We start from the raw sequence: 21483 nt of genomic DNA, 5'->3' as shown, positions 1-21483 counted from the left end.
CTCGGCATCCGTTACGGTGCCGGATCGTTGGAGGAATCGCCCCCCACGCCGCGCGCCCCGTCGTCGGAGGCATCGAGCCCGCCCTTGAACATCTTCCGGCACAGTTTCAGGGCGCGGTAGTAGTTCCGGGCCTCCACCAATTGCTCGATCTCGTCGAGATCCTTGCGGCAGTCGGGGCGTGCCTCGCGCGTTTCGGCCAGGATCGAGGCGAAGCGCTGCAGGTTCAGCACCGCGTCTTCCGGGAAGATGTAGACGAGCTGGATGACGAAGTAGAGCTTCTTCTCGATGCAGTCGATCTGCTCTTCCTTCAGCACCTCGCGACCGCGCAGGAAGTTGGCGGTGTTGTAGAGGAAGAACGAGCCCGGGCGATCGCCGGCGCCGATGACGGCACCGTTGATGATGACTTTTTCGTTGGGACGGAGGACGAACTTCAGAGGCATGGAAACGGACCCGGTCTTTGCTGTGCGGCGCATGGCACCGGGGGCCGAGCCCCGGCGCGCCGAGCGCCAAATGGAACGGGCGGCGGCTTGCGCCGCCGCCCGCCGGGCGTGATCCTACCCGAAGTCCCTGGCTTAGAACAGGCGCAGGATGGACTGCTGCGACTGGTTGGCCAGCGAGAGAGCGATGGTGCCGAGCTGCTGACGGGTCTGCAGCATCAGCAGGTTGGCGCCTTCCTCGTTCTGGTCGGCCAGCGTCAGCTTGCTGGCACCTTCCTGCAGCACGTCGCTGAACTCCTTGGTGAAGTTCTCGCGGGTCGTGATGACGTTCAGGTTGGTCGACAGCGTCTGCGAGGCCGAACGCAGGTTCTGCTTCGCATAGTCGATGCCGGAGACCGCCTTGTCGATGTCCGAGCGGTCGGTCCAGTCGTTCTGCGCGTAGTCAATGCGCAGGCCCTGGCCGCTGGTCGTCAGGTTCTGCGCCTTCACCGTGATCGCGTTGGTGTTGCGCTCGTTCAGCTGGACGCTCAGGTCGTTCGACGTGTTGGCGTCGGTCACCTGCACCGTCACCAGGTTCGCCGCCGAGTTGGCCGAGGCGGCCTGCTTGATGGTCTTCTGGTCGACGTTGAAGCGCACCGTGCCGGTGTCGAACGCGAAGGCGTTCTCGCCCTGCGACAGCTTGCCCTCGCCGCGGTTGGCCATGCCGTCGCGGGTCTGGGTGGCGCCGCTGAGGTTGGTCACGCTGATCTGGATGTCGACCTTCTTCTCGATGGTCGAGATGCCGTTGCCGCCGTTGGCGGCCTGCTCCAGCAGCTTGCGGTCGACCGTGAAGGAGACGATCGTGCCCGAGGCGAAGCTCTCGGAGATGCGCTTGGTCAGGGCGTTTTCCTGGGTCGCCTTGACCGTCATCTCACGGGCGGAGTTGGACGCGGTGGCGCCCGACAGGGTGATCGTGCCGCCGGTCGAGTTGACCGTCACCGAGGCCACGTCCTTGCCGCTCAGGCGGCCGCCGGAGGTGGTCAGCGCGTTGTTGATCGAGGCCTTCAGCTGGTTGGCGATGTTGATCCGGGCCGTCTGGCCGGTGGCGACGTCGCCGGCGGTCGTGGTGTAGGTGAAGGTCTGGTCTTCGACCGTGATGGTGAAGCTGTCGCCCGCCTCGATCGTGCCGCCGATCTGCACGTTGGTGACCTGGGCGGTGCCGCTGGTGGCCGCCCGGGTGGTGTTGGCGGCGATGGTCTGGCTGTTGTCGAAGTACTTGATCGTGCGCGATTCGTTGCCGTCGGTCACGATGAACGAGCGCTCACGGCCAGCCGCGCCGCGCACCTCGATCTGCACGTCGGAGAAGCTGCCCTGGGTGGTCGCCATCGTGCCGGACAGCTTCAGGCCGACCAGGCCGTGGTCCATTTCGGCGCTGTTGATGTCGCCGGCCGCACCCTCGATGGAGCCGTCGCCCTTGACGCGGACCGTGTAGGTATCGGCCGCCACCACGTTGGTCACGCGGGCGTTCTCGATGCCCTGGATGGTGTTCACCGCCTGGCGCGAGGAGCTGGTCGAATCCATGCGCAGGCCGTTGCCGGCCAGCAGGTTCTTGCCACCGTAGGCGCTGTCACCGGCCAGCTTGTCGATCTGGTCCTTCAGCGAGTTGAACTGCGAGGCCAGCGTCTTGCGGGTGGCCACCGAACCGGCGTCGGTGCCGAGCGCCGCATACGCGGCGGTCGTCAGACCGCGGGCCTGTTCGATCATGTTGTCGATGGAGCTGAGGCCCTTGTCAGCCGCCTTGATGGTGCTGATCGCCTGGCCCATCGTGTCCTTCAGCGCGGTCAGGTCGCCGGCGCGCTGGTTCAGGCCCTTCGCCGCGAAGAAGGCGGTCGGGCCGTCGAGGGCGGTGTTGATCTTGTTACCGGTCGCGAGGACGTTCTGCTTCGACGCGATCTTTTCCTGGACGCCCTGCAGCTGCAGCAGGTTCGTGCGCATCGACGCAGAGAGGGAGATGTCGCCAACAGCCATGGTAGTCACTCCTTTTGGAGGATTTCGGTCCGGCCCGACGTTTTCGGGCGGAGAGGGACTAATTCCCTTGGGACTACGCTAGGCAAAAAGCGGGCCAGTTCAAAATTGCCGCCCGCCCGTGGTAATTCCTTCCTCCCGGCAGAATAAGGCCGGCAAATTTTGCCTAGAGGCCGGCAGAAGTTGCCGGGTCCCCGGCACCCTTTGCCTCCCGCCGGGTGCGATCGGCAGAATCTGCCGGGTCCCCGCCGGTGCCCAGCCGCATGGCTTCGCACACGGCAAGCGGGCCGGTCGCCACCGCCGCACTTCCCCAGGACCAGCCGACGCCGAAGCCCGACAGCAGCAGCCGGGACGGGCCGGCCCGCAACGCTCCGCCGAGTTCCGACGCGAGCGCCAGCGGGATGGAGGCGGAACTGGTGTTGCCGTAGCCGGCCAGCCCCAGAACCGTCTGGGCGGGCGTGGCGCCGAGCTTCTGCGCCAGATGGCGGATCATCTGCGCGTTGGCCTGATGCAGGACGAGGTGGTCCACCGCCTCCATCCCCCAGCCCGCGAGGTCCAGCGCCGCTCGGACGTTGCCCGGCACCTCCCGGAGCGTGAAGGCGAAGACCTGCGTGCCGTCCATGAACAGGTGTGCCGGCGCCTCGGGCTCGCGCATCCCCCCGCCGGCCACGGTCAGGTAGGGCGCACCGGCGCCGTCGCTGCCGAGCGCGAAAGCCATGGGCGCAGCACCGTCGTCGGCTTCCAGCGCCGTGGCCGCGGCGGCGTCGCCGAACAGGGGCGCCACCGCGCGGTCGTCGGGGTCGAGCACGCGCGAGGTGGTGTCGCCCGCGATCAACAGCGCCCGACGCCCACCGGCCGCCTTGAGCATCGCCGCGGCCGTCCACAGGCCGTAGACGTAGCCCGAACAGCCGAGCGTCAGGTCCAGGACGGCCGCCCCCTTGCCCAGCCCCAGCCGTTGGTGCAGCAGAAGGCCCGTTCCCGGCATGATGCGGTCGTGGGTCTGGGTGACCATGACCAGCAGGTCGACGGAAGCCGGGTCCCACCCTATCCCGTCGAGCAGGCGCCGCGCCGCGGCCTCCGCGAGGTCGGAGGTGCATTGGTGCGGGGGCACGAGGTGCCGGGCCTCGATCCCCGTCGCCTTGGCGATCTTGCGGGCGGCATCCTCGCCGAAGCGGGCGGCCAGATCCTCCACGGTCTCGCGCCGGTCCGGCACGCAGGCGACGACCCCCTTCAGCCCGACGCCCTCGATCACGCTGGCGACCATGGGGTGCTCCTTCTCTCGGCGTCAGCCGGTGATGCCGCCATCCACCACGATGGTCTGGCCGGTGATGAAGGCGGCACCGTCGCCCAGCAGGAAACGGACCACGGGCACCACGTCGGCCACCTCGCCCAGCCGGCCGAGCGGCGTGCGGCGCACGATCTGGTCCCGCTGCCCCTCCGCCAGGGTGCCGGACATCTCCGTGGTCAGATAGCCCGGCGCCACCGAATTGACCGTCACCTGAAGCCGCCCGACCTCGCGCGCCAGCGCGCGGGTCAGCCCGTCCAGCCCGGCCTTGGACGCCGAATAGGCCGCAAGGCCGGTGTAGCCGCGCTGCCCGATGATGGAGGAGATGTTGACGATCCGCCCCGGCCCCCGCTTCAGCAGCTTGGCGCGCAGGAAGGCACGGGCAACCTGGATTGCGCCGGTGAGGTTGGTCTGGATGACCTCCTCCACATCGATCTCCGGGAAGGTGGCGAGCACCCCTTCCCGGGCGATGCCGGCGTTGTTGACCACCCCCCACAGCGGCGACGCCCCGCCCCACTCGACCGCCGCGTCGATGAAGGCGCGCACCTCCGCCCCGTCGCCGACGCGGCAGGGCTGCCAGAACAGGTCTGGGCCGGCCAGCCGCTCCAGCGCCTCGCTGCCGGAGCGGCTGCAGGTGGACACGCGGTAGCCGTCGGCCAGCAGCGCTTCCACCAGCCCGAGGCCGAGCCCCCGGCTGCCGCCGGTGACGATGACGTGACGCTTGGTGTCGGTCATGCGGTCCCTTCCCGCTTCTTCTTGCCCGCCGAACCCAGCGGGATGCGCTCCACCAAGGTGAGAATCCGGGGCCGCGCGGCCGCCGGGAGGGCGCCCATCGCTTCGCGGATGGCGGCGCGCAACGCGGGCTCTTCCGCGCCGGGCTGCGCGACGATGGAGGCGGTCAGGATGTGGCCGGTGATCGGGTTGGCCACCGCCTGCACCAGCGCGTCCTGCACGCCGGGCACGGCCAGCAGCGCCTGCTCCACCGCCTCGGGCGAGACCTTCACGCCGCCGACGTTCACCCGGCCGTCCAGGCGCCCGGCGAACAGCACGCGGTCTCCCCGGACCTCCACCACGTCGCCGGTGGACAGCCACGGTCCGGCCGGAGCCTCCGCGCCGTCGTAGCCGAGCATGGCGCGGGGGCTGGCGACCTCCAGAACGCCGTCGCGGACGCGCAGCCGCACGCCGTCCACCGCCGTCTCCAGCCACGCCGCCGGGAAGCCGGCGCGCCCGTCGGTGACGGCGAACAGCGCCCCCGCCTCGGTCGAGGCGTAGATGTGCCGGATCTTCGCCGGGGGAAACCGCTCCGCCAGCCGGTCGAGCAAGGGCTGATCCGCCGCCTCCCCGCCCAGCGTGATGGAGGCCAGCGGAGGCTGCTCCCCGCCGAGGGTCAGGAGAAAAGCGCGCCAGAAGCTGGGCGTTCCGCTGACGTGGGTAACGCCGTGCTCCAGTGCCGCAAGGGCGAGGTCGGCCGCTCCAGCACCGGGCACGGTGACGAGGGTCGCTCCGGAGGCCAGCGCGGTCAGGATGACCTGAAGGCCGGCGAAGGCCGCCGGCTCGTAGGTCAGCAACCAGCGCGCACCCGGATCGCCGGTGCCGCGCAGCCGGCCGCACAGCTTTTGGAAGTCGTGCCGCGCGCGCTTCGGCGTCCCAGTCGTGCCGGAGGTCTCCAGCAGCACCGCAAAGCCGGGCGAGGCCGGCGTTGCGTCTTCAGCGACGGCGCATTCACCGACGGGGCCGGGAAAGCGTGTCAGGAACAGTTCGACGCCGGCCCGCTCGGCGGCCACCAGGGCGGCCACGACCGTGGACACGCGATTGCCCGCCACCGTCGCGCGACCGGCGGTCCGGCGAAACTCCGCCTCAAGCCCGGCGGCGCGTGCGGCGATGTCGATCCAGGAGAGGGAGGCGCCGCCTTCGATCAGACGGAAGCTGGGTATAATCCAGGGCGGCGGGGCGGCCGTCATGCCGCGCCGACGGGCGTGTCGGAGCGGTAGAGCGCGGCGAGTTCGCCCACCGTCGTGAACTGGATGAAACCGGCGCGGAAGGGGTCCTGCCCTGTGCGCTGCTCCAGCACCACAAGCAGCGTGGCGAGGTCCAGGGAGTCGATCGGCAGGTCGCCGCCGAGAAAGCGCGTGTCCGGCCCGATGACCGGCAAGCTCTCCCCCTTGTCGGAGGCGATGCGGGCAAGCTCTTCGGCGATCAGGGCAAGCATGGAGTCGGTCATTGGCAATGGGCGTTGGGAGAATCGCAGCGGGAGAGGAAATCGCGCAGGAGGGTCGTGACGGGGGTCGCAGCCTCAATATGCGGCAAGTGCCCTGCCTTGTCGAAGACATGAAACGGGGCGGAGGGCGGCAGCTGGTCGCGGGACGGCGGCGGGATGACGCGGTCGTCGCGCCCCCACAGCAGTTGGATGGGCATGGCGAAGGCCGTCCAGTCTACGGGCCGCCAGCGCTCCGCCGCGTCGGCGAAGGAGCCCGCGATGATCCGATCCAGCGCCGCGCGCCGGGCCGGATCGGCGGCCTGGGCGTGCAAATCCTCGCCGATGCGTTCCGCCAGCGGCGAGGGCTGGGCGAACAGGTGGGCGGCGCAGGCTTCTCCCTCCGCCACCGATCCCAGGGTGGTGACGCGCCGCAGGAAACCCAGGTCGAAATCGGGGCCGATCCCGGCACCGGCGATCAGTGACAGGCTCGCCACCCGCTCCGGGGCGTGGCGCGCCAGTTCCAGCGCGACGAAGCCGCCCATGGAGTGGCCAACCGCATGAACGCGCGGGATTTCCAACGCGTTCAGCAGCCGCACCAGCCATGGCGCGAAGCCGCCGACCCGCCCGTCCCCGACGTCGAGAGTCGAGCCGCCATGCCCCGGCAGGTCGACCGCCAGCACCCGGCGCCGGGCGCCGATCGGCGAGAGCGTGTATTGCCAGGTCAGCGAATCCCCGGCGAAGCCGTGCAGCAGCAAGGCCGGAACGCCACCGTGCCCGAGCGACAGGTAGGCGGCGGGGCCGCCTTCGATGTCGGCCCGCGCGCGGCGGAGACGGCCGACGGGTCCAAGCGAATTGCTGTCGGTCGGATTGATCTGGGGCACGGGAGATCAGGCTTCGACGGCAACGCCGGCCAGTTCCAGCAGGTCGTTCACAGTCTTCGCCTTGGCCAGCTTTTCGCCCGCGACGACGAGGCCCAGCTTCTCGTCCACCAGCGCGATGAAGCTGATGACGGCCAGCGAATCCCAGTTGTCGAGGGAGTCCAGCGCCTCCGCCCCGGTCAGGGTGCCGGCGTCCAGTTCCAGCATCTCGTCGAGGGCGAGCAGAAAGTCCTTGCGGTCCATGGAAATAACTCCGTGTCAGTGAAGCGTGTTCTGACGCACGCTGCGGTTGATGTCGGCCCAATCGGGATGCTGACGCAGGAGATTGCAACAATCCTGCCAGCCGAAGTCGGGCTGTTCGGGAAGAAGCGCTTCCAGCAGGCGCCGGACGAGGGCGAGGTCGCTCGGCTCGTCCACGCACCAGCGCTGCTCGACCGGCTCGCCGTCCGGCTGGACGGGATGGCCGAGGCGGAAACGCTCCGGGCGGCGGTAGAGATGGGCGGTGACGTGCTCCCGCTCGGCCGGGTCGGTCGCGTTGGCGGCGGCCTCGTCGAGCGCGGCGCGGGAGAAAGCCTCCGCGTCCAGCCCGCGCGGGAAGCGCGTCACGTCGAGGTGCAGGTAATCGACCGGCGGGTCGGCGTCCAGGAAGGCCGCGACAACGCGGTCCACCAGCTCCGGGTCGATCAGCGGGCAGTCGGCCGTGACGCGGACGACCACGTCGGCGTCCGCCATCGCAGCGGCCCCGGCGAAGCGCGACAGCACGTCATGCTCGCTGCCCCGGAAGACCGGCACGCCGAGGACGGCGGCAAGCTCCGCCACCGGATCGTCGGTGGCGTTCACGGTGGTCGCCAGCACCAGCCCGTCGAGACGGCGGCAGCGGGACAGCCGGCCCAGATGGTGCGCCAGCAGCGGCTTGCCCGCCGCCTCCATCAGCACCTTGCCGGGCAGGCGGGTCGAGGTCATGCGCGCCTGCGAGATGCAGACGACGCGGGGCTTGGCAGTCTTCGTTCCAGAAGTCTTCGTTCCAGGGGTCATGAGCCCTCCGGCAGCAGCATGTCCCAGCGCAGCGGCTCGCCGCGCGACAGCGCGCGGGCGGTCCGGCGGCCGAGGACGGCGGGAAGATGCTTCGGCTCCATGCCGAAGCCGGGACGGATGGAGCGGACGTTGGCCGGGGTCAGCGGCGCCCCCGCCGGCACGTCGGCCACGACGTAGAGCGACCGGCGGTAGTCGCGCCCACCCGCCTCGCTCGGCTCCACGCCGTAATGGACGCGGCCCAGCGCCGCCCAGGCGGTGCGGACGGACTCGGCCATCGCCTTGAACTCGGCGGGCTCCAGGGAGAAGGCGCTGTCCACCCCGCCCTCGGACCGGGACAGGGTGAAATGCTTTTCGATCACCACCGCCCCCAGCGCCGCCGCCGCCACGGGCACGGCGACGCCATGGGTGTGGTCGGACAGGCCCACGCCAGCCCCGAACGCCTCCGCCAGATGGGGGATGGTGCGCAGGTTGCAGTCTTCCGGCGGGGTGGGATAGCCGCTGACGCAGTGCAGCAGGACCAGCGGAACGTTGCCCGCCGCCTCCACCGCTTCCCCCACCTCGCCCAGCGTGGCGAGGCCGGTGGACATGATCAGCGGCCTGCCCGACCGGGCGGCGCGGCGGATCAGCGGCAGGTCGTTCAGCTCGAAGGAGGCGATCTTGAAGGCCGGCGCGTCCAGCCGCTCCAGCACCTCCACCGCCGTTTCGTCGAAGGGGGAGCTGAAGATGGTCAGGCCGATGGCGCGGGCGTGGGCGAACAGGGGCTCGTGCCATTCCCAGGGGGTGTGCGCCTCGCGGTAGAGGTCGTGCAGCGTGCGCCCCTGCCATAGCCCGCCCTCCAGCCGGAAGCCGGGGCCGTCGTGGTCGATGGTGATGGTGTCGGCGGTGTAGGTCTGAAGCTTCACCGCGTCGGCGCCCGCCGCCTTCGCGGCGTCGACCAGCGCGAGCGCGCGGCCGAGGTCGCCGTTGTGGTTGCCCGACAACTCGGCGATCAGATAGGGCGGGTGGCTGGGGCCGATGGGGCGGCCCCCGATGACGACGTCGCGCGGCACGGGGCGGGTTCTCGGACTGGTGGTTGCGGCCACTTTGCCACGGCTTGGGTTAACAGGTATTAATTTTGTGCGGGTTCGGTTTCGTGTGCATGCAGAGGGCGCAGCAGGTCGCGGGCCTCCTCGCCATAGGCCAGCAGGCGGGCGGTGCAGCGGTGGCGGTCGCCGACCGTCTCGAACCGGATGCGCGACAGCTCGGACTGGCGGGCGCGCGTCTCGGGATCGGCGAACAGGGCGGCGGCGCGCTCCACGAAGGCGGCGTTGTCCGGCACCGGGATGCCCGCCCCCGCGACGCTCGCCACGTCGCCCCAGGCCAGCGTCACCACGGGCAGCCCTTCCGCGATGGCGTAGGCGGCGCTGCCCCCGCCGCCCTGGCGGGACGGGTTGAGGTAGGCGTGGCTGCGCCGGTAAAAGGCGCGGATGTCCGTCAGATGGCCGAGGCTGCGCATGCGCGTGGCGTTGCGCGTGGCGGCAAGGCGTTGCGGAAGCTGCTCCGCCGCGCCGGCGAAGGCGATGACGGCACCGGGGCAGTGGTCCAGGATCCGGTCGGCCAGATCCAGGAACTCCGCCGTCACCTCCAGGTCGAGGCGGGTGCCGACCACCGCGAAGACGAAGGGCGCGTCGCCCAGCCCGAAGTCGCCCGCGTCGCCCGCCGTCGGCGGCGGGGAGAAGCCCAGCGTGAAGGGCCGGAAGCGCCGCGCAAAGGGTTCCCGGTAAAGCGCCGGCATATGGTCGGTGTGGTTGCCCTCCTCGTAGCCGAGCACGAGGTGGGCGAGCGAGATGGTCATGCCGGAGGTGGTCGGCAGGCACACCACGGGCCGCGCGTCGGTGTCGGCGTACAGGTCGCCCACGACGTTGGCGCCGCCGAAGCACACCAGCAGGTCCGGGTCATAGCCGTCGATGGCCTCGACGATGGCGGACAGCTTGTCCCGCGAGAAGGCCCGGTCGGTGAAGGACGCCACCTTGACCTGCCGCCCGAACATGCGCAGGGCCAGCACGCCTTCGTAGGACTCGACCATCTCGGCGGACATGGGCGGGATGAACAGGTTTTCCACCCGCAGGGGCATGGTGTTGCAATTGATGATGGCGACGTCGAGCCCGAAGTCGTCCTGCAGGCGGCTGGCGTAGTCGAAACAGTCGCGGGTCGGCTGGTGCTGGTCGTTGGTGAACTGGTTCGTCAGGACCGCCACCTTGCGGATCGGCCCGTCGCGCGGGATGTGGCACGCCGGCACGACGCCCCAGCGCCGCGCCACCGCGCGCACCAGCTCCTCGTAGAAGCGGAACAGGTCGCAGACGCCGAAGCTGGCCGCCTTTTCCGGTGCGGCGGCGCCCAGGAAGAGCTGCCGCGCGATGCACCAGTAGGTGTAGTGCATCAGCTCCGGCCCCACCCGCTCCCCGCCCAGCAGCAGGTAGTGCAGGATGCGCTCGTAATGGTAGAGGTCGCCGGTCAGCTGGAACAGGACCGAGTGCAGCAGCACCGTGTCGCCGGCCGGGGCGCTCCGGCGCAGCCGTTCGGCAATGGCGCGGCGCGTTTCGGCGTCCAGGTCGCGGCGCAGCGCATCGCACTGGGCCGTCAGGGCGTTGATCCGGTCGGCGTTGAACTGGCGGTCGGCCAGGAAGCCCAAAAGGGTGGCGGTCTGTGCCTCGACGATGCCGGACATTGTTGTTCTCCGCGCCTTCCGCGTGCTGCCTGTCGATTCCACCCCTGATAGGTCCGGCATGGTTAAGGATTCGAGAATGCGGACACGCCCGCCCGGCGGGCCGGAAATCGCTTTCCTAGCCACGGCGGGGCGGTAAAGTCGTCGTCCGACAACGAAAAATATCGGGAGGGTTCCCCATGCTCCGTTTCACCCGCCGGATCGTCCTGGCGCTTTGCCTCGCCGCCGCGCCGGTGGCCGCCATGGCCCAATCGGCCGCGCCCGCCGCGCAGCAGCCGGCGGCCTCGAAGCTCGACTCGATCCTGGCGTCCGGCGTGCTGCGCGTCGGCATGACCGGCGACTACAAGCCCTTCACCTACCTGAACCCGACGACCCAGGCCTTCGAGGGCATCGACGTCGATCTGGCGCAATCGCTCGGCAAGGCGCTGGGCGTGAAGGTTGAGTTCGTGAAGACCAGCTGGTCGACCCTGATGGCCGACCTTGATGGCGACAAGTACGATGTCGGGGTCGGCGGCGTCTCCGTGACGCTGGAGCGCCAGAAGAAGGCCTATTTCTCCGACCCGATCATGCGCGACGGCAAGACGCCGATCACCCGCTGCGAGAACAAGGACCGCTTCCAGACCATCGCCGACATCGACAAGCCCGGCGTACGCCTGATCGTCAACCCCGGCGGCACGAACGAGAAGTTCGCCAAGGCCAACGTCCACACCGCCTCCGTCGAGGTCTTTCCGGACAACGTCTCGATCTTCGAGCAGATCGTCCAGGGCAAGGCGGACCTGATGATCACCGACGCGGTGGAGACGAAGCTCCAGCAGAAACTGCACCCGGAGCTGTGCGCCGTGCACCCGGACCAGCCCTTCGACTTCTCGGAGAAGGCGTATCTGCTGCCGCGCGACATGCCGCTGAAGCAGTTCGTGGACCAGTGGCTGCGCCGCGCGCAGATGACCGGGGAGCTTCAGGCGGTCAACGACCACTGGCTGAAGTAGCCGCCACCCGCTCCGCCAGGGCCGCCGTCACGTCGCGCGCGACGGCGGCCCAGTCGCCGGGGTGCTTCTGCCGGAACAGGCGGGCGGTAGGGTACCAGGGGCTGTCGTCGCGGTCGAGCAGCCAGCGCCAGTCCGGGACGTAGGACAGCAGCACCCACACCGGCACGCCCAGCGCCCCGGCCAGATGCGCGGTCACGGTGCAAGAGGTGACCACCACGTCCAACGCCAGGATCGCCGCCGCGTTGTCGCGGAAATCCACGATGTCCTGACCGAGGTCGATGAAGGACGCCGGCAGGACCCGCCCGGCCAGCGCGTCCCGGCCGGGGCCGAACTGGAGCCCGAACACGCGGCACCCTGCCACCTCCAGCACCGGCAGCAGGGGCTCCAGGCCCGGCGAGCGCTCCCGGTCGCCGGCGAAATTCGGGTTGCCGGCCCACACTAACCCGATCTTCAATTCCGGTCCGGCCAGCCGCTCCCGCCAGGCCGCCGCCCGCTCCGGCTCCACGCTCAGGTAGGGAACCTCGGCCGGGATGCTGTCCAGCGTGGTGCCGAAGGCGCGCGGCAGGCTCAGCAGCGGGCAGTGCAGGTCAAAGGCGGGCAGCGCCTCCCCGCGCGCGAAAACCCGCTCGACGCCCGGCAGCGACTGGAGCAGGGGGACGAGGTCCGCGCCGGCCTCCAGCAGCACGCGGGCGCCCCGGCAGGCCACCATCGGGGCGTAGCGGACGAACTGGATGGCGTCGCCGCGCCCCTGTTCCTCGTGCAGCAGGATGGTGCGCCCCGCGATGTCCTCCCCCTGCCAGAGCGGCTGGGAAAACCCGCGCGGCTTGGTCGGAAAACCGGGGGCGCTCCAGCGCGCCTCGTAATCCTCCCACCCCTCGGGCAAGCGGCCGGCCAGCAGGCGGGTGAGCGACCGGCTCCACCGCGCGTCGGTGCTCTCGGGGCGGGCGTGGAGGGCGCGGTCGTGCAGGGCAAGGGCCGTGTCGATCTCCCGCCGGCCGCGCGCGCCCTTCGCGAGGCCGCTCAGCGCTTCCGCCGATGCGGGGTCGAGCGCCAGCGCGCGCCGCAAGGCCCTTTCCGCCGCGTCCTCCCCGCCGGCGTCGGACAGCGCGTGGGCGAGGTTCACATGGACATTGGCGTCCTGCGGCAGAAGCCCCGCCGCCCGGCACAGCGCGTCCAGAGCGTCCAAATCCTTGGCCTGCTGCAAGGCGACGCCGAGGTGGTGCCACGCCTCCCCAAGGTCGGGGCGGAGGCGGACGGCGTGGCGGAGCGCGGCGACCGCTTGGGCGCCCCGCCCGGTCCGGCGCCCCAGGATGCCGACCTGGGCAGTGGCCTCGCCGTGGTCGGGCTGGATGACCAGCGTGCGGCGATAAGCGGCCAGGGCGCGCTCATTCCGGCCGCACCGCCGGTCGAGCTGGGCGAGCGGAAAGGACAGCGCCGCCGAATCGGGACAGAGCGCCAGCGCCGCGCAATATTCGTCCGCCGCCGCCGAAAGATCGCCTCGCGCCTGATGAAGCTTGGCGAGGTTGGCGCGGTACTCGGCCACGTCGGGCCGCACCGCCACGGCCTTCCCGATCAGCGCGACCGCCTCGTCCAGCCGTTGTCCTTGCGCGCACAGCAGGCCATGCAGGTGGAGAGCGTTCGGCTCCTCCGGAACGGCGTCGAGGATGCGGACGTACAACTCCTCCGCCTCCTCCAGCCGGCCCGCGGTGTGGAGGTCGAGCGCCAGGGCGAGCGCCTCGTCGAGCGTCGCCACGACGCCGGCCCTCTCAGGTGTCGCGGCCGCCGATCACGCTGGCCGCGACGGCCAGGCTTTCGGGCGTGCCCATGTCGATGAAGCGGGCCTTGGCGATGTGGGCGTTCAGCGTGCCCGGCGGCGCCTTGTGCAGCACGTCGCGGGTGAGCGACCCGGCGTCGGCAGCCACCAGCCGGTCGAGGAAGGCGGCGGAAAACAGATAGACCCCGGCGTTGATGACGCCGCGTCCGGGTTCCTTGTCGGAGAAGCGGCGGACACGGCTGTCCGGACCGACCTCGACCCGGCCGAATCGAGCGGCATCCTCCACCTCCACGCAGAGGACAGACGCCTCCGCCCCCGATAAGCGGTGCGAGGCCACGAAGGCGCGCAGGTCCGCGTCAAGGAAGGTGTGGCCGCTCATCACCAGCACGGTGCCGGTCCGCAGATCCTTGCGGATGTACTTCAGCGCCTCCGCCGAGCCGAGGGGGCTCGGTTCGATCTGGCAGACGACGTCGAGCGACCCGTTGGTGTCGCCCTGGGCCAGCCAGGCGGTCACACGGTCGGCAAGATGGCCCAGGCACAGCACCACCCGGCGCGCGCCGTAGGCGGCCAGATGGTCCAGCACATGGCCGAGAAAGGCGCGGCCCGCAATGGGAGCCAGCACCTTCGGCGCGTCGCCGGACACGCCCCGCATGCGCGAGCCGAGCCCGCCGGCCAGCAGCGTGACGTCGATATCCGCCAAGGCTTCCTCAGGCCGCACCGGTGGTCCCCTTCCTGCTCTCGGCGCCGCAGCGCCGCCCGACACCCGCCGCATACCGCGTTGACGGTGGACAGGTCAAACATTCGGTAGGGGTGTACACGAGTTTCGCGCGCCGGGGGCTACTCCGCGAAGGCCGCCAGCGTGGTTTCGCGGGGGAACAGGTGGGGGTGGGACTCCCACTCGCTGCGCAGCGTTTCGAAGACGAACACGTCGTGGAAGCGGCCGTACTTGAAGACATGCTGCCGCAAAACGCCGACCTCGTGTGCCTTCAGAAGACGCTGGATGCGGATGACGCCGTCGTTCCCTTCCATGAAGTAGTTGACGATCTTGTTCATCCCCAACCCATAGAAGCAATAATCCATGATGAATGGGTGCAGCAGGCCGGCGACCGCACGCCGGTCCTTCTCCTCCACGATGTAGGATCCGGAGGAGCAGCGCTGGTGGATCGCGTCAATGTCGGAGTAGGACAAATATCCGACGGGGCGTTCCTCATGCTCGATGATGAAGTGGCGGAAGTCCCGGCGCTGCTCCATGGCCTGGAGCCAGGCGCGCTGCCGCTCCACGTCGGGGTTCTCCAGATCGGTGAACATGAAGCGGGTGATCCCCGGATCCGTGCGCCAGCGCAGCAGCATCTCAGCATCGTCGAGCGTCGGGCGGCGGAAGCGAATCATCAAATCCCCTTCATCTTAAATTTGTAGGTTGGGTTGAGCCGCAGGCGAAACCCAACGTCGTTCGCTTGGCGGCGTGTGTTGGGTTTCGCTGCACTCAACCCAACCTACGAACTAAAAACTGCAATCGCTACTTGGCGAGGTAACCGCCATCCACCGGCAGCATCACGCCGTTGATCCAGCGGCTGGCGTCCGACAGCAGGAAGGCGATGGCGCCGGCGACGTCCTCCGGCTTGCCGAAGCCCATGGGGTGGGCAGCGCGGATGGCGTCGAACTGCTCCGCCGTGGTGGTCTGGCGGAAGCGCTCCATCATCTCCGTCTCGACCATGGCCGGGGCCACGCAGTTGACACGGATGCCGTCGCGCAGGAATTCCATGGCAAGGCCGCGCGTCGCCGACACCAGCCCGCCCTTGGCCGCCGAATAGACCACGTTGCCCGGCTGCCCGATCTCCGCCGCGACGGAGGAGACGAGCACCAGGGCCGCCGTTTCCGCGTGGCAGCCCTTCTGCCGGAAGCCGCGGGCCAGCGCCAGGGCGCTCAGCAGGTTGGTGTGCAGGATCTGGTCGAAAAAGGCTTGGTCCACGCTGCGCACCGGCTTGCCGACCTGCACGCCGGCGCAATGGACCAGCCCGTCGAACGGCCCGCCGGCCTCGGCCTGCGCCTTGATCCAGCCGGGGATTGCGTCGGTGTCGGACAGGTCGAAGGGGGCGGCCCGGTGCCCCTCCCCCGTCAGCAGGGCCAGCGTTTCGGTCAGCCGGGCGGCGTCGCGGCCGTTCGCCGTCACCCGCGCGCCGAGCCTTGCGGCCAGGACCGCTGTCGCCCGCCCTATGCCGGCGGAGGCGCCGGTGACCAGGACATGCCGGCCGGACAGGTCGACCAGCGGAGCGCCAGAGCCTGTCATTCCGCCGCCATGCGGTCGAGATAGGCCTTGTGGAAGGCGTGGATGCGCTCCTCGCACCAGCCGGGCACGGCGGGGCGGCTGACCTGCTTCAGGCCCTTGTGCGCGGCCTCCGACACGATCTGATCCTCGCGCAGGACCTGGCTGTTGAAGCCGCGCAGGTTGTCCTCCACCGCCTTGCGGGCGGCCCCGCCCTTGGTCTGCGGCTTGGAGGTCTCGCCCAGGAACAGCCGGTAATGCAGGTTGCAGTGGTCGGGGTCGACCGGGTCGTAGGTCTGCACGCTCATCAGCGACCCGTGCGTGATGCCGATGGCGAGGTTCGGGAAGATGAAGAAGTGGTCGTAGTTCCGCAGCATCTCGCTGCGCGGCAGGCCCATCTTCTGGATCACGCCGTCCCACCAGCGCACGCTGCCGTCGGCGAGGTGGGTCGTGCCGCGCGAATGCTCCTTCTCGTAGGAGCAGATCCAGACCTTCTTGGTGAACTTCTTGAAGGTTTCCGGGTGGGTGGCGTCGACGTGGTAGACCTCCAGCACGCTTTCCACGCCGGCCTTCCAGTTGGCCGCCCAGGGCAGCACCTCGTCCCCGATGCGGTCGGTGAAGGTCTCCGACAGGTGGTCGAGCACGATGCCGTAGGCGCCGAGCTGGTCGTCCAGGCTTGGGCCGCCGGCGTCCAGCCGGACGAAGACGAAGCGGCCGCGCGTCGCCACCTCGAACCGCGGCAAGGCGAGGCGGCGCTTGGCCTCCTCATCGAAGCCGAAATGCTCTTTGTTGCCGGGGATGCCGACCGGCACGCCGTCCTTGTTGAAGACCCAGCCGTGATAGGGGCAGACCGGCTTGCCGTTGCCGCAGGGCTTCAGGTGGATCAGCGAGTAGCGGTGCGTGCAGACGTTGTGGTAGGCCCGCAGCTCCCCATCGAAGTTCTGGACGAGAACCGAGGTGCCCGCGATGTCCGCCGTGATGAAATCGTTGTCGTTGCGCAAATCGTCGGTAAATCCAACGAACATCCAGGACTGGCGGAAGATCTTCGCCACTTCGTCGGCATAAGCCGCGTCACCGGAATAGCGCTGGGGCGGGATGACCGTGGTCGGCAAGGGGGGAAGCTGGCCCGGTGAAAGCTGGCTCGGCAAAACCCGGTCGTCCATGGTTTTTCCCATTTATCGGTTCGTTAATCATTCGAGCCTAGCGTCGGGTCGGTTAATATTTCCCGAATTCGCGCCGCTGGCGGCCGTCAGCATATGATAGAGGGAGTAGGCGGTGAAGGGGATCATCGAAGGCGTGCGCATCGCGGGGTTCCGGGCCGCCGTGCCGCCGCACCGTCATTCCTTCATGGAAGACCATTCGCTTTTCACCGCCGAGGAGGCGGAAAAGCTGCTGGCCACCATCGGCGTGTACGAACGCCGGATCGCCCCGCCGCACATCTGCGCGTCGGACATGTGCGTGGCGGCGGCGGAAGGGCTGCTGGCGCAGCTCGGCTGGGATCCGGCCAGCGTCGACGTGCTGATCTTCGTGTCGCAGGACCCGGACTACAACGTCCCGGCGACGTCCTGCGTCATGCAGAAGCGGCTCGGCCTGCCGACCAGCGCGGCCTGCTTTGACGTGAACCTCGGCTGCTCGGGATTCGTCTACGGGTTGTGGATGGCCGGGCGGCTGCTCGGCGGGTCGTCGGGGAAGCGGGCCTTGGTTCTGTGCGGCGACACCAGCTCGCGCCACCTGCTGCCGGGCGACCGCTCCACCCTGCCCCTGTTCGGCGACGCGGGCGGGGCCGCCGCACTGGAATGCACCCCGGACGCCACGCCGATCCACGTCGTGGTCGGCACGGACGGCGGCGGGGCAAGCAACATCTGGGTCAAGGCCGGCGGCCGGCGCAACTCCCTGGTGCCCGGCAAGGAGCCCTGGCCGCCGGAGAAGCAGGAGCGGATGTTCGCCGATTCCCGCCTGTCGCTGAACGGGGCGGAGGTCTTCGCCTTCACGCTGCGCGCGGTCCCGCCGCTGGTCCGCGAGGCGCTGGAGTTCGCCGGCGTGGGCGTTGAGGACATCGACCTGTGCGTCATGCACCAGGCGAACGCCTTCATGCTGGAGCATCTGCGCAAAAAGACCAAGTTCCCGCCGGAGAAGTTCGTCGTGGACATGCACGACTTCGGCAACACCAGCTCCGCCTCCATCCCGCTGGCGGTCAGCCATCGCCTGGGCGAGGCGCTGTCCACGGGCACCCGCAAGATACTGCTGGCCGGCTTTGGGGTGGGTTGGTCCTGGGGCGCGGTGGTGGCCGACGTCGGCCCGATCCCGGCACCGGAAATTCAGGAAATTCCCGATGACTTCCCCGTCCTGACGCCGTAATCCGCCATGCGCAACCCGCTCGACCTCACCGGCCGGCGCGTCCTGGTGACCGGGGCCTCCGCCGACAGCGACATCGGCCGGGAGCTGTGCCGCACGCTGGCCGACCTCGGCGCCGCGCTGACGCTGGTCGGCCGCCGGGCGGAGGCGCTGGAGGCCACGCGCGCCCTGCTGGCGGACCCGGACCGGCACGCCGTCGCTCCCTTCGACCTGACCGACCTGGACGCGATCCCCGGCTGGATGAAGGGGCTGGCCGAGGCCGGCGGCCCGTTCGACGGGCTGGTGCACTCCGCGTCGGAGCAGGGCTATTCGGTGTTGCGGCAGGTCAACCGCGCGCAGTTCGACCGCTATTTCACCCTGAACGTCGGGGCGGCGCTGATGCTGGCGCGGGGGTTCCACCAGAAGGGCGTGTTCGCGCCCGGCGGCGGATCCATCGTCTATGTCGGCTCGGTCGCCGGACTGAAGGGGCAGAAGGGGCGCTCCCTCTACGCGGCCAGCAAGGCGGCGCTGGTGTCGGTGGCGCAATCGCTGGCCCTGGAACTGGCCGACCGCAAGATTCGGGTCAATGTGGTGGCCCCCGCCGTCGTGCTGGGCGCCAAGGCCGAGAAGCAGTTCGCGATGCTGCCCGCCGAGCAGAACGCCGCGCTCGCGGCGGCCCACCCGCTGGGCTACGGCGCGCCGCAGGACGTGGCGGACGCGGTGGCCTATCTGCTGGCCGACAGCGGGCGCTGGATCACCGGAACGGCCCTGCCCGTGGATGGCGGCTTCACCGCCCAGTAAGGCTTTCGCGCAGGGCCTCGGCGATCCGCACCGCGCCCTGACCATCGACGATCCCGGCCAGCCGTTCGGCCATGGACAGCCGCCGCGCCGGATTGGCCCAGAGCGCCAGCGCCACCTCTGCAATCCGCTCCGGCGCGTCGGATGACCGCCCATCGACCAGCGCGCACCAGCCGAGCGCTTCGGACTGACGGGCGGCCTCGTCCTGGTTGTCGGCGATGGTGACGAGAACGGCCGGCGTGCCGATGGCCGCCAGTTCCGCCGTGGTGGTGCCCGCCGCCGACACGGCGAGCCCGGCCTCGGCCATCAGGTGCCCCATGCGGGGCGTGTCGCGGTGAACACGAACCCGGTCGCCGAGCCGGCGGGCCGCCGCCTCGACCGCGCCCGCGTTGGGCGCGGCCCCGCCGACCACCACATCGAGCCGGACACCGGCCGGCAGCGCCGGGGCGAGGCGGACCATGACAGGCTCCGTCAGGCCGAGCGGGTCGGATCCGCCGAAGGTCACCAGCAGGGCGCGGCGGTCCGGCAGAGGGGCCTTAGGCGATGCCGCCGCCTCCCGCACCTCGCGCCGCAGCGGGGCGTGGGCCGGGCCGAGCAGCAGGACGGCCTCCGGGTTCCCGCGCCGATAGGGCAAGCGGTGTGCGTCCGGCGCGGCGTTCACGATCAGGCCGGCGTGCAGCGGCTCCCCCGTCCCGGCGTCATCGAAGGTGAGCACGCACAGTCCGGATTTTGCCAGCCCGGCCCGCCAATCCTCGCCGAATCGATAGCCGTCCACAATGGCCGCCACCGCTCCGGTCGCCCGCGCCACAGCCAGTGTGCCGGCGAGGTCCGCCCCGCTGCCGGCTTCGGCATCGATGCGGTGGACGCCCATCCCGGCGGTCCGCAGGCGCTCCTCCAGGGCCGGGGACAGCGCGGCGGCCACGAAATGGGGGGTGAAGCCCTGGTCCTGCAAGGCCTCGGCGAGCGCAAGGCAGCGCATGACATGCCCGGTGCCAATGGACGCGCTCGCGTCCGCGCGCAGCAGGATCGCGGAATCCATGAGGCGCCAGCCGGTCAGTGCAGCGTCGGCGCGTTGGGTCCCGTCGGCCGCAGCCGGGCGCGGGCGCTGGACAGGAAGAAAGCGTGCCAGAACAGCGCCACCAGAGCCGCCGGCAGGCCGGTGACCTCGTGCCCCGGCAGGGCGTTGATGCCGGCCGCGTGCGCCATGGCGGCGTTGGCCGCGTTCACGCTCTTCTGCGCGGCCGGGCCGATCAGGGCCAGCGTCTGCCCCAGCGCCTTGGCGTCGAAGCGCAGGGTCGCCGGGGCGACAGTCATTTGCGCGGCGCCGTCGCGCATGCGGCCGATGGCGATGTAGGCTTCCAGCAGGTCATGCCGTTCGCCGGGGCGCAGGACGGCGGCCACGACACGGTTGCCGGTCAGCGGGCCGGTGCCGTCGAACTCGAAGACCACCGCGCGCTCCACCTGCCGGGCCTCGGCGAGCGCCGCGGCGCGCTCCCCCGCCGACGCGCCGGTGAGGCGCATGGCCTCCGCGAACATTTCCGGCCGCTCCCCGCCCTCAGCGTGGACGACCAGCGGCGCGTCCACCGTCGCCGCGACGGCGAGGCGGCGGGCCATGATGTCCACCGCGTCCTCCGGCCCCTCGCCCATGGTCTCCTGGAGCAGTTCGGCCCCCTTGCGCAGCATGACCTCGGCGAAACTGATCTCCGGGGCGAAGGCGGTCTGTTGGTTCATGGCGCTGTCTCCTGCCGCAAGGGGTGAATGTTGTACGCCAGCCGCGTGGTCAATGATAGCCGATCGCGCCCGTCACCTTGCCGCGGAATACCCAATAGCTGTAGGCGGTGTAGATCAGAATCGTCGGGATCAGGAACGCCATGCCGACCAGCAGGAAGACCTGCGTTTCCGGCGGGGCCGCCGCCTGCCAGATGGTGATCGACGGCGGGATCAGGTTCGGCCACAGGCTGATCGCCAGCCCCAGGTAGGACAGCGCGAACAGCCCCATGGACAGCACGAAGGGCAGAGCCTCCCTCCCCTCGTCCAGCGCGCGCCACAGGGCGACGGCCAGCACGCCGACCATGATCGGCACCGGCGACAGCAGCAGGATGTTCGGGACGGAGAACCAGCGCTGGGCGATGGCCGGCGCCAGGAAGGGCGTCCACAGGCTGACGATGCCGACGAGCAGCAGCACCGCGATCATCAGCCGCCGCGCCACGCGGAAGCACCAGTCCTGCAATCGCCCGATGGTCCGCCAGATCAGCCACGTGCTGCCCAGCAGGGCATAGCCGGCGATGAGCGCCAGCCCGCAGAACAGGCTGAAGGGCGTCAGCCAGTCGAGCATCCCGCCGGCGAAGCTGCGCCCCTTCACCTCGATCCCCTGGATGAAGGTGCCCAGCACCACCCCCTGCGCGAAGGTGGCGAGCAGCGAGCCCAGGAAGAAGGCCTTGTTCCACCAGTGCCGGCTGGTGCGCGCCTTGAACCGGAACTCGAAGGCCACGCCGCGGAAGACCAGGGCGATCAGCATCAGCAGCAGTGGCAGGTACATGGCCGGCAGCACCACCGCGTAGGCGATGGGAAAGGCGGCGAACAGCCCCGCTCCGCCCAGGATCAGCCAGGTCTCGTTGAAGTCCCAGACCGGCGCCACGGAGTTCATCATGACGTCGCGGTCCTCCTCCCTCGGCACGAAGGGATAGAGGATGCCGATTCCCAGGTCGAAGCCGTCCATCAGCACATACATGAAGACGGCGAAGCCGACGATGCCGACCCAGGCGAGGGTGAGGAGACTGCCTTCCAT

22 protein-coding genes are annotated in these 21483 nt (G+C 69.9%); 3 read left to right on the top strand and 19 right to left on the bottom strand.

The window, feature by feature from the left end; genetic code table 11:
* Window positions 1-11: 11 nt before the first annotated feature.
* The 11 genes from ACSVC7_RS08915 to ACSVC7_RS08865 all read right to left on the bottom strand — a co-directional run bounded on the left by ACSVC7_RS08915 (window position 12) and on the right by ACSVC7_RS08865 (window position 10543).
* Window positions 12-440: a flagellar biosynthesis repressor FlbT gene (locus tag ACSVC7_RS08915; RefSeq protein ID WP_448205590.1), complete on the bottom strand. Its 429-nt coding sequence runs from the start codon at window positions 438-440 to the stop codon at window positions 12-14.
* Between the two features lie 132 nt (window positions 441-572).
* Window positions 573-2444 carry a flagellin N-terminal helical domain-containing protein gene (locus tag ACSVC7_RS08910; protein ID WP_483508195.1) on the bottom strand — a complete coding sequence of 624 codons (1872 nt, stop codon included), beginning with the start codon at window positions 2442-2444 and terminating at the stop codon, window positions 573-575.
* Window positions 2445-2607: 163 nt separating this feature from the next.
* Window positions 2608-3705, bottom strand: coding sequence for a 3-oxoacyl-ACP synthase III family protein (locus tag ACSVC7_RS08905; protein WP_448206566.1), 1098 nt, complete (start codon window positions 3703-3705; stop codon window positions 2608-2610).
* 21 nt (window positions 3706-3726) lie between these two features.
* Complete coding sequence (locus ACSVC7_RS08900) at window positions 3727-4461, bottom strand: SDR family NAD(P)-dependent oxidoreductase (RefSeq protein WP_448206565.1); 735 nt, start codon at window positions 4459-4461, stop codon at window positions 3727-3729.
* Window positions 4458-5687, bottom strand: a complete 1230-nt coding sequence (locus ACSVC7_RS08895; protein WP_448206564.1) for a class I adenylate-forming enzyme family protein — start codon at window positions 5685-5687, stop codon at window positions 4458-4460. Before ACSVC7_RS08895 ends, ACSVC7_RS08900 begins: the two co-directional genes overlap by 4 nt.
* The gene (locus tag ACSVC7_RS08890; RefSeq protein WP_448206563.1) at window positions 5684-5947 is read right to left on the bottom strand and encodes a phosphopantetheine-binding protein; all 264 of its coding nucleotides are present in this window, start codon (window positions 5945-5947) and stop codon (window positions 5684-5686) included. The genes ACSVC7_RS08895 and ACSVC7_RS08890 overlap by 4 nt, the downstream gene beginning before the upstream one ends.
* On the bottom strand, window positions 5944-6804 hold the full coding sequence (locus tag ACSVC7_RS08885) for an alpha/beta fold hydrolase (RefSeq protein ID WP_448206562.1): 861 nt from the start codon (window positions 6802-6804) through the stop codon (window positions 5944-5946). Before ACSVC7_RS08885 ends, ACSVC7_RS08890 begins: the two co-directional genes overlap by 4 nt.
* Before the next feature lie 6 nt (window positions 6805-6810).
* Entirely contained in the window at window positions 6811-7044 is a 234-nt protein-coding gene (locus tag ACSVC7_RS08880; protein WP_448206561.1) for an acyl carrier protein, read from the bottom strand.
* A 15-nt stretch (window positions 7045-7059) separates the two neighbouring features.
* Window positions 7060-7836: a cytidylyltransferase domain-containing protein gene (locus ACSVC7_RS08875; protein WP_448206560.1), complete on the bottom strand. Its 777-nt coding sequence runs from the start codon at window positions 7834-7836 to the stop codon at window positions 7060-7062.
* Window positions 7833-8885, bottom strand: a complete 1053-nt coding sequence (gene pseI, locus ACSVC7_RS08870) for a pseudaminic acid synthase (RefSeq protein ID WP_448206559.1) — start codon at window positions 8883-8885, stop codon at window positions 7833-7835. The genes ACSVC7_RS08875 and pseI overlap by 4 nt, the downstream gene beginning before the upstream one ends.
* A 59-nt stretch (window positions 8886-8944) precedes the next feature.
* On the bottom strand, window positions 8945-10543 hold the full coding sequence (locus ACSVC7_RS08865) for a glycosyltransferase (RefSeq protein WP_448206558.1): 1599 nt from the start codon (window positions 10541-10543) through the stop codon (window positions 8945-8947).
* Between the two features lie 176 nt (window positions 10544-10719).
* On the opposite strand from ACSVC7_RS08865, the gene ACSVC7_RS08860 reads away from it, so the two are divergent.
* Complete coding sequence (locus tag ACSVC7_RS08860; protein WP_448206557.1) at window positions 10720-11526, top strand: transporter substrate-binding domain-containing protein; 807 nt, start codon at window positions 10720-10722, stop codon at window positions 11524-11526.
* On the opposite strand, the gene ACSVC7_RS08855 is transcribed toward ACSVC7_RS08860, so the two are convergent.
* From ACSVC7_RS08855 to ACSVC7_RS08835, 5 genes are all read right to left on the bottom strand, one after another.
* A complete protein-coding gene (locus ACSVC7_RS08855; RefSeq protein ID WP_448206556.1) occupies window positions 11504-13279 on the bottom strand; it encodes a tetratricopeptide repeat protein in 1776 nt (591 codons plus the stop codon). The two genes, ACSVC7_RS08860 and ACSVC7_RS08855, sit on opposite strands and share 23 nt — an antisense overlap.
* 13 nt (window positions 13280-13292) lie before the next feature.
* Window positions 13293-14000, bottom strand: coding sequence for a sugar phosphate nucleotidyltransferase (locus ACSVC7_RS08850; protein ID WP_448206555.1), 708 nt, complete (start codon window positions 13998-14000; stop codon window positions 13293-13295).
* A 137-nt stretch (window positions 14001-14137) separates the two neighbouring features.
* The gene (locus ACSVC7_RS08845; protein WP_448206554.1) at window positions 14138-14689 is read right to left on the bottom strand and encodes a GNAT family N-acetyltransferase; all 552 of its coding nucleotides are present in this window, start codon (window positions 14687-14689) and stop codon (window positions 14138-14140) included.
* 127 nt (window positions 14690-14816) lie between these two features.
* Window positions 14817-15587 (bottom strand): SDR family NAD(P)-dependent oxidoreductase, encoded by a 771-nt coding sequence (locus ACSVC7_RS08840; RefSeq protein WP_448206553.1) that lies wholly within the window; start codon window positions 15585-15587, stop codon window positions 14817-14819.
* On the bottom strand, window positions 15584-16726 hold the full coding sequence (locus tag ACSVC7_RS08835; RefSeq protein WP_448206552.1) for an aromatic ring-hydroxylating oxygenase subunit alpha: 1143 nt from the start codon (window positions 16724-16726) through the stop codon (window positions 15584-15586). The genes ACSVC7_RS08840 and ACSVC7_RS08835 overlap by 4 nt, the downstream gene beginning before the upstream one ends.
* 112 nt (window positions 16727-16838) lie before the next feature.
* Here ACSVC7_RS08835 and ACSVC7_RS08830 point away from each other — a divergent pair, with 112 nt between their 5' ends.
* A complete protein-coding gene (locus ACSVC7_RS08830; protein ID WP_448206551.1) occupies window positions 16839-17921 on the top strand; it encodes a 3-oxoacyl-ACP synthase III family protein in 1083 nt (360 codons plus the stop codon).
* A 6-nt stretch (window positions 17922-17927) separates the two neighbouring features.
* Window positions 17928-18698, top strand: coding sequence for an SDR family NAD(P)-dependent oxidoreductase (locus ACSVC7_RS08825; RefSeq protein WP_448206550.1), 771 nt, complete (start codon window positions 17928-17930; stop codon window positions 18696-18698).
* On the opposite strand, the gene pseG is transcribed toward ACSVC7_RS08825, so the two are convergent.
* The 3 genes from pseG to cydB are packed head-to-tail and all read right to left on the bottom strand — an operon-like array spanning window position 18685 to window position 21483.
* On the bottom strand, window positions 18685-19734 hold the full coding sequence (pseG, locus tag ACSVC7_RS08820) for a UDP-2,4-diacetamido-2,4,6-trideoxy-beta-L-altropyranose hydrolase (protein WP_448206549.1): 1050 nt from the start codon (window positions 19732-19734) through the stop codon (window positions 18685-18687). The genes ACSVC7_RS08825 and pseG overlap by 14 nt on opposite strands.
* Before the next feature lie 14 nt (window positions 19735-19748).
* Window positions 19749-20426, bottom strand: a complete 678-nt coding sequence (locus tag ACSVC7_RS08815; RefSeq protein WP_448206548.1) for a hypothetical protein — start codon at window positions 20424-20426, stop codon at window positions 19749-19751.
* Window positions 20427-20475: 49 nt separating this feature from the next.
* Complete coding sequence (cydB, locus tag ACSVC7_RS08810) at window positions 20476-21483, bottom strand: cytochrome d ubiquinol oxidase subunit II (RefSeq protein ID WP_448206547.1); 1008 nt, start codon at window positions 21481-21483, stop codon at window positions 20476-20478.

Source organism: Azospirillum mesophilum (assembly GCF_053470405.2).
Note: the sequence above shows the minus strand (reverse complement) of the source record. Positions and strands in the feature narration are given on the sequence as shown.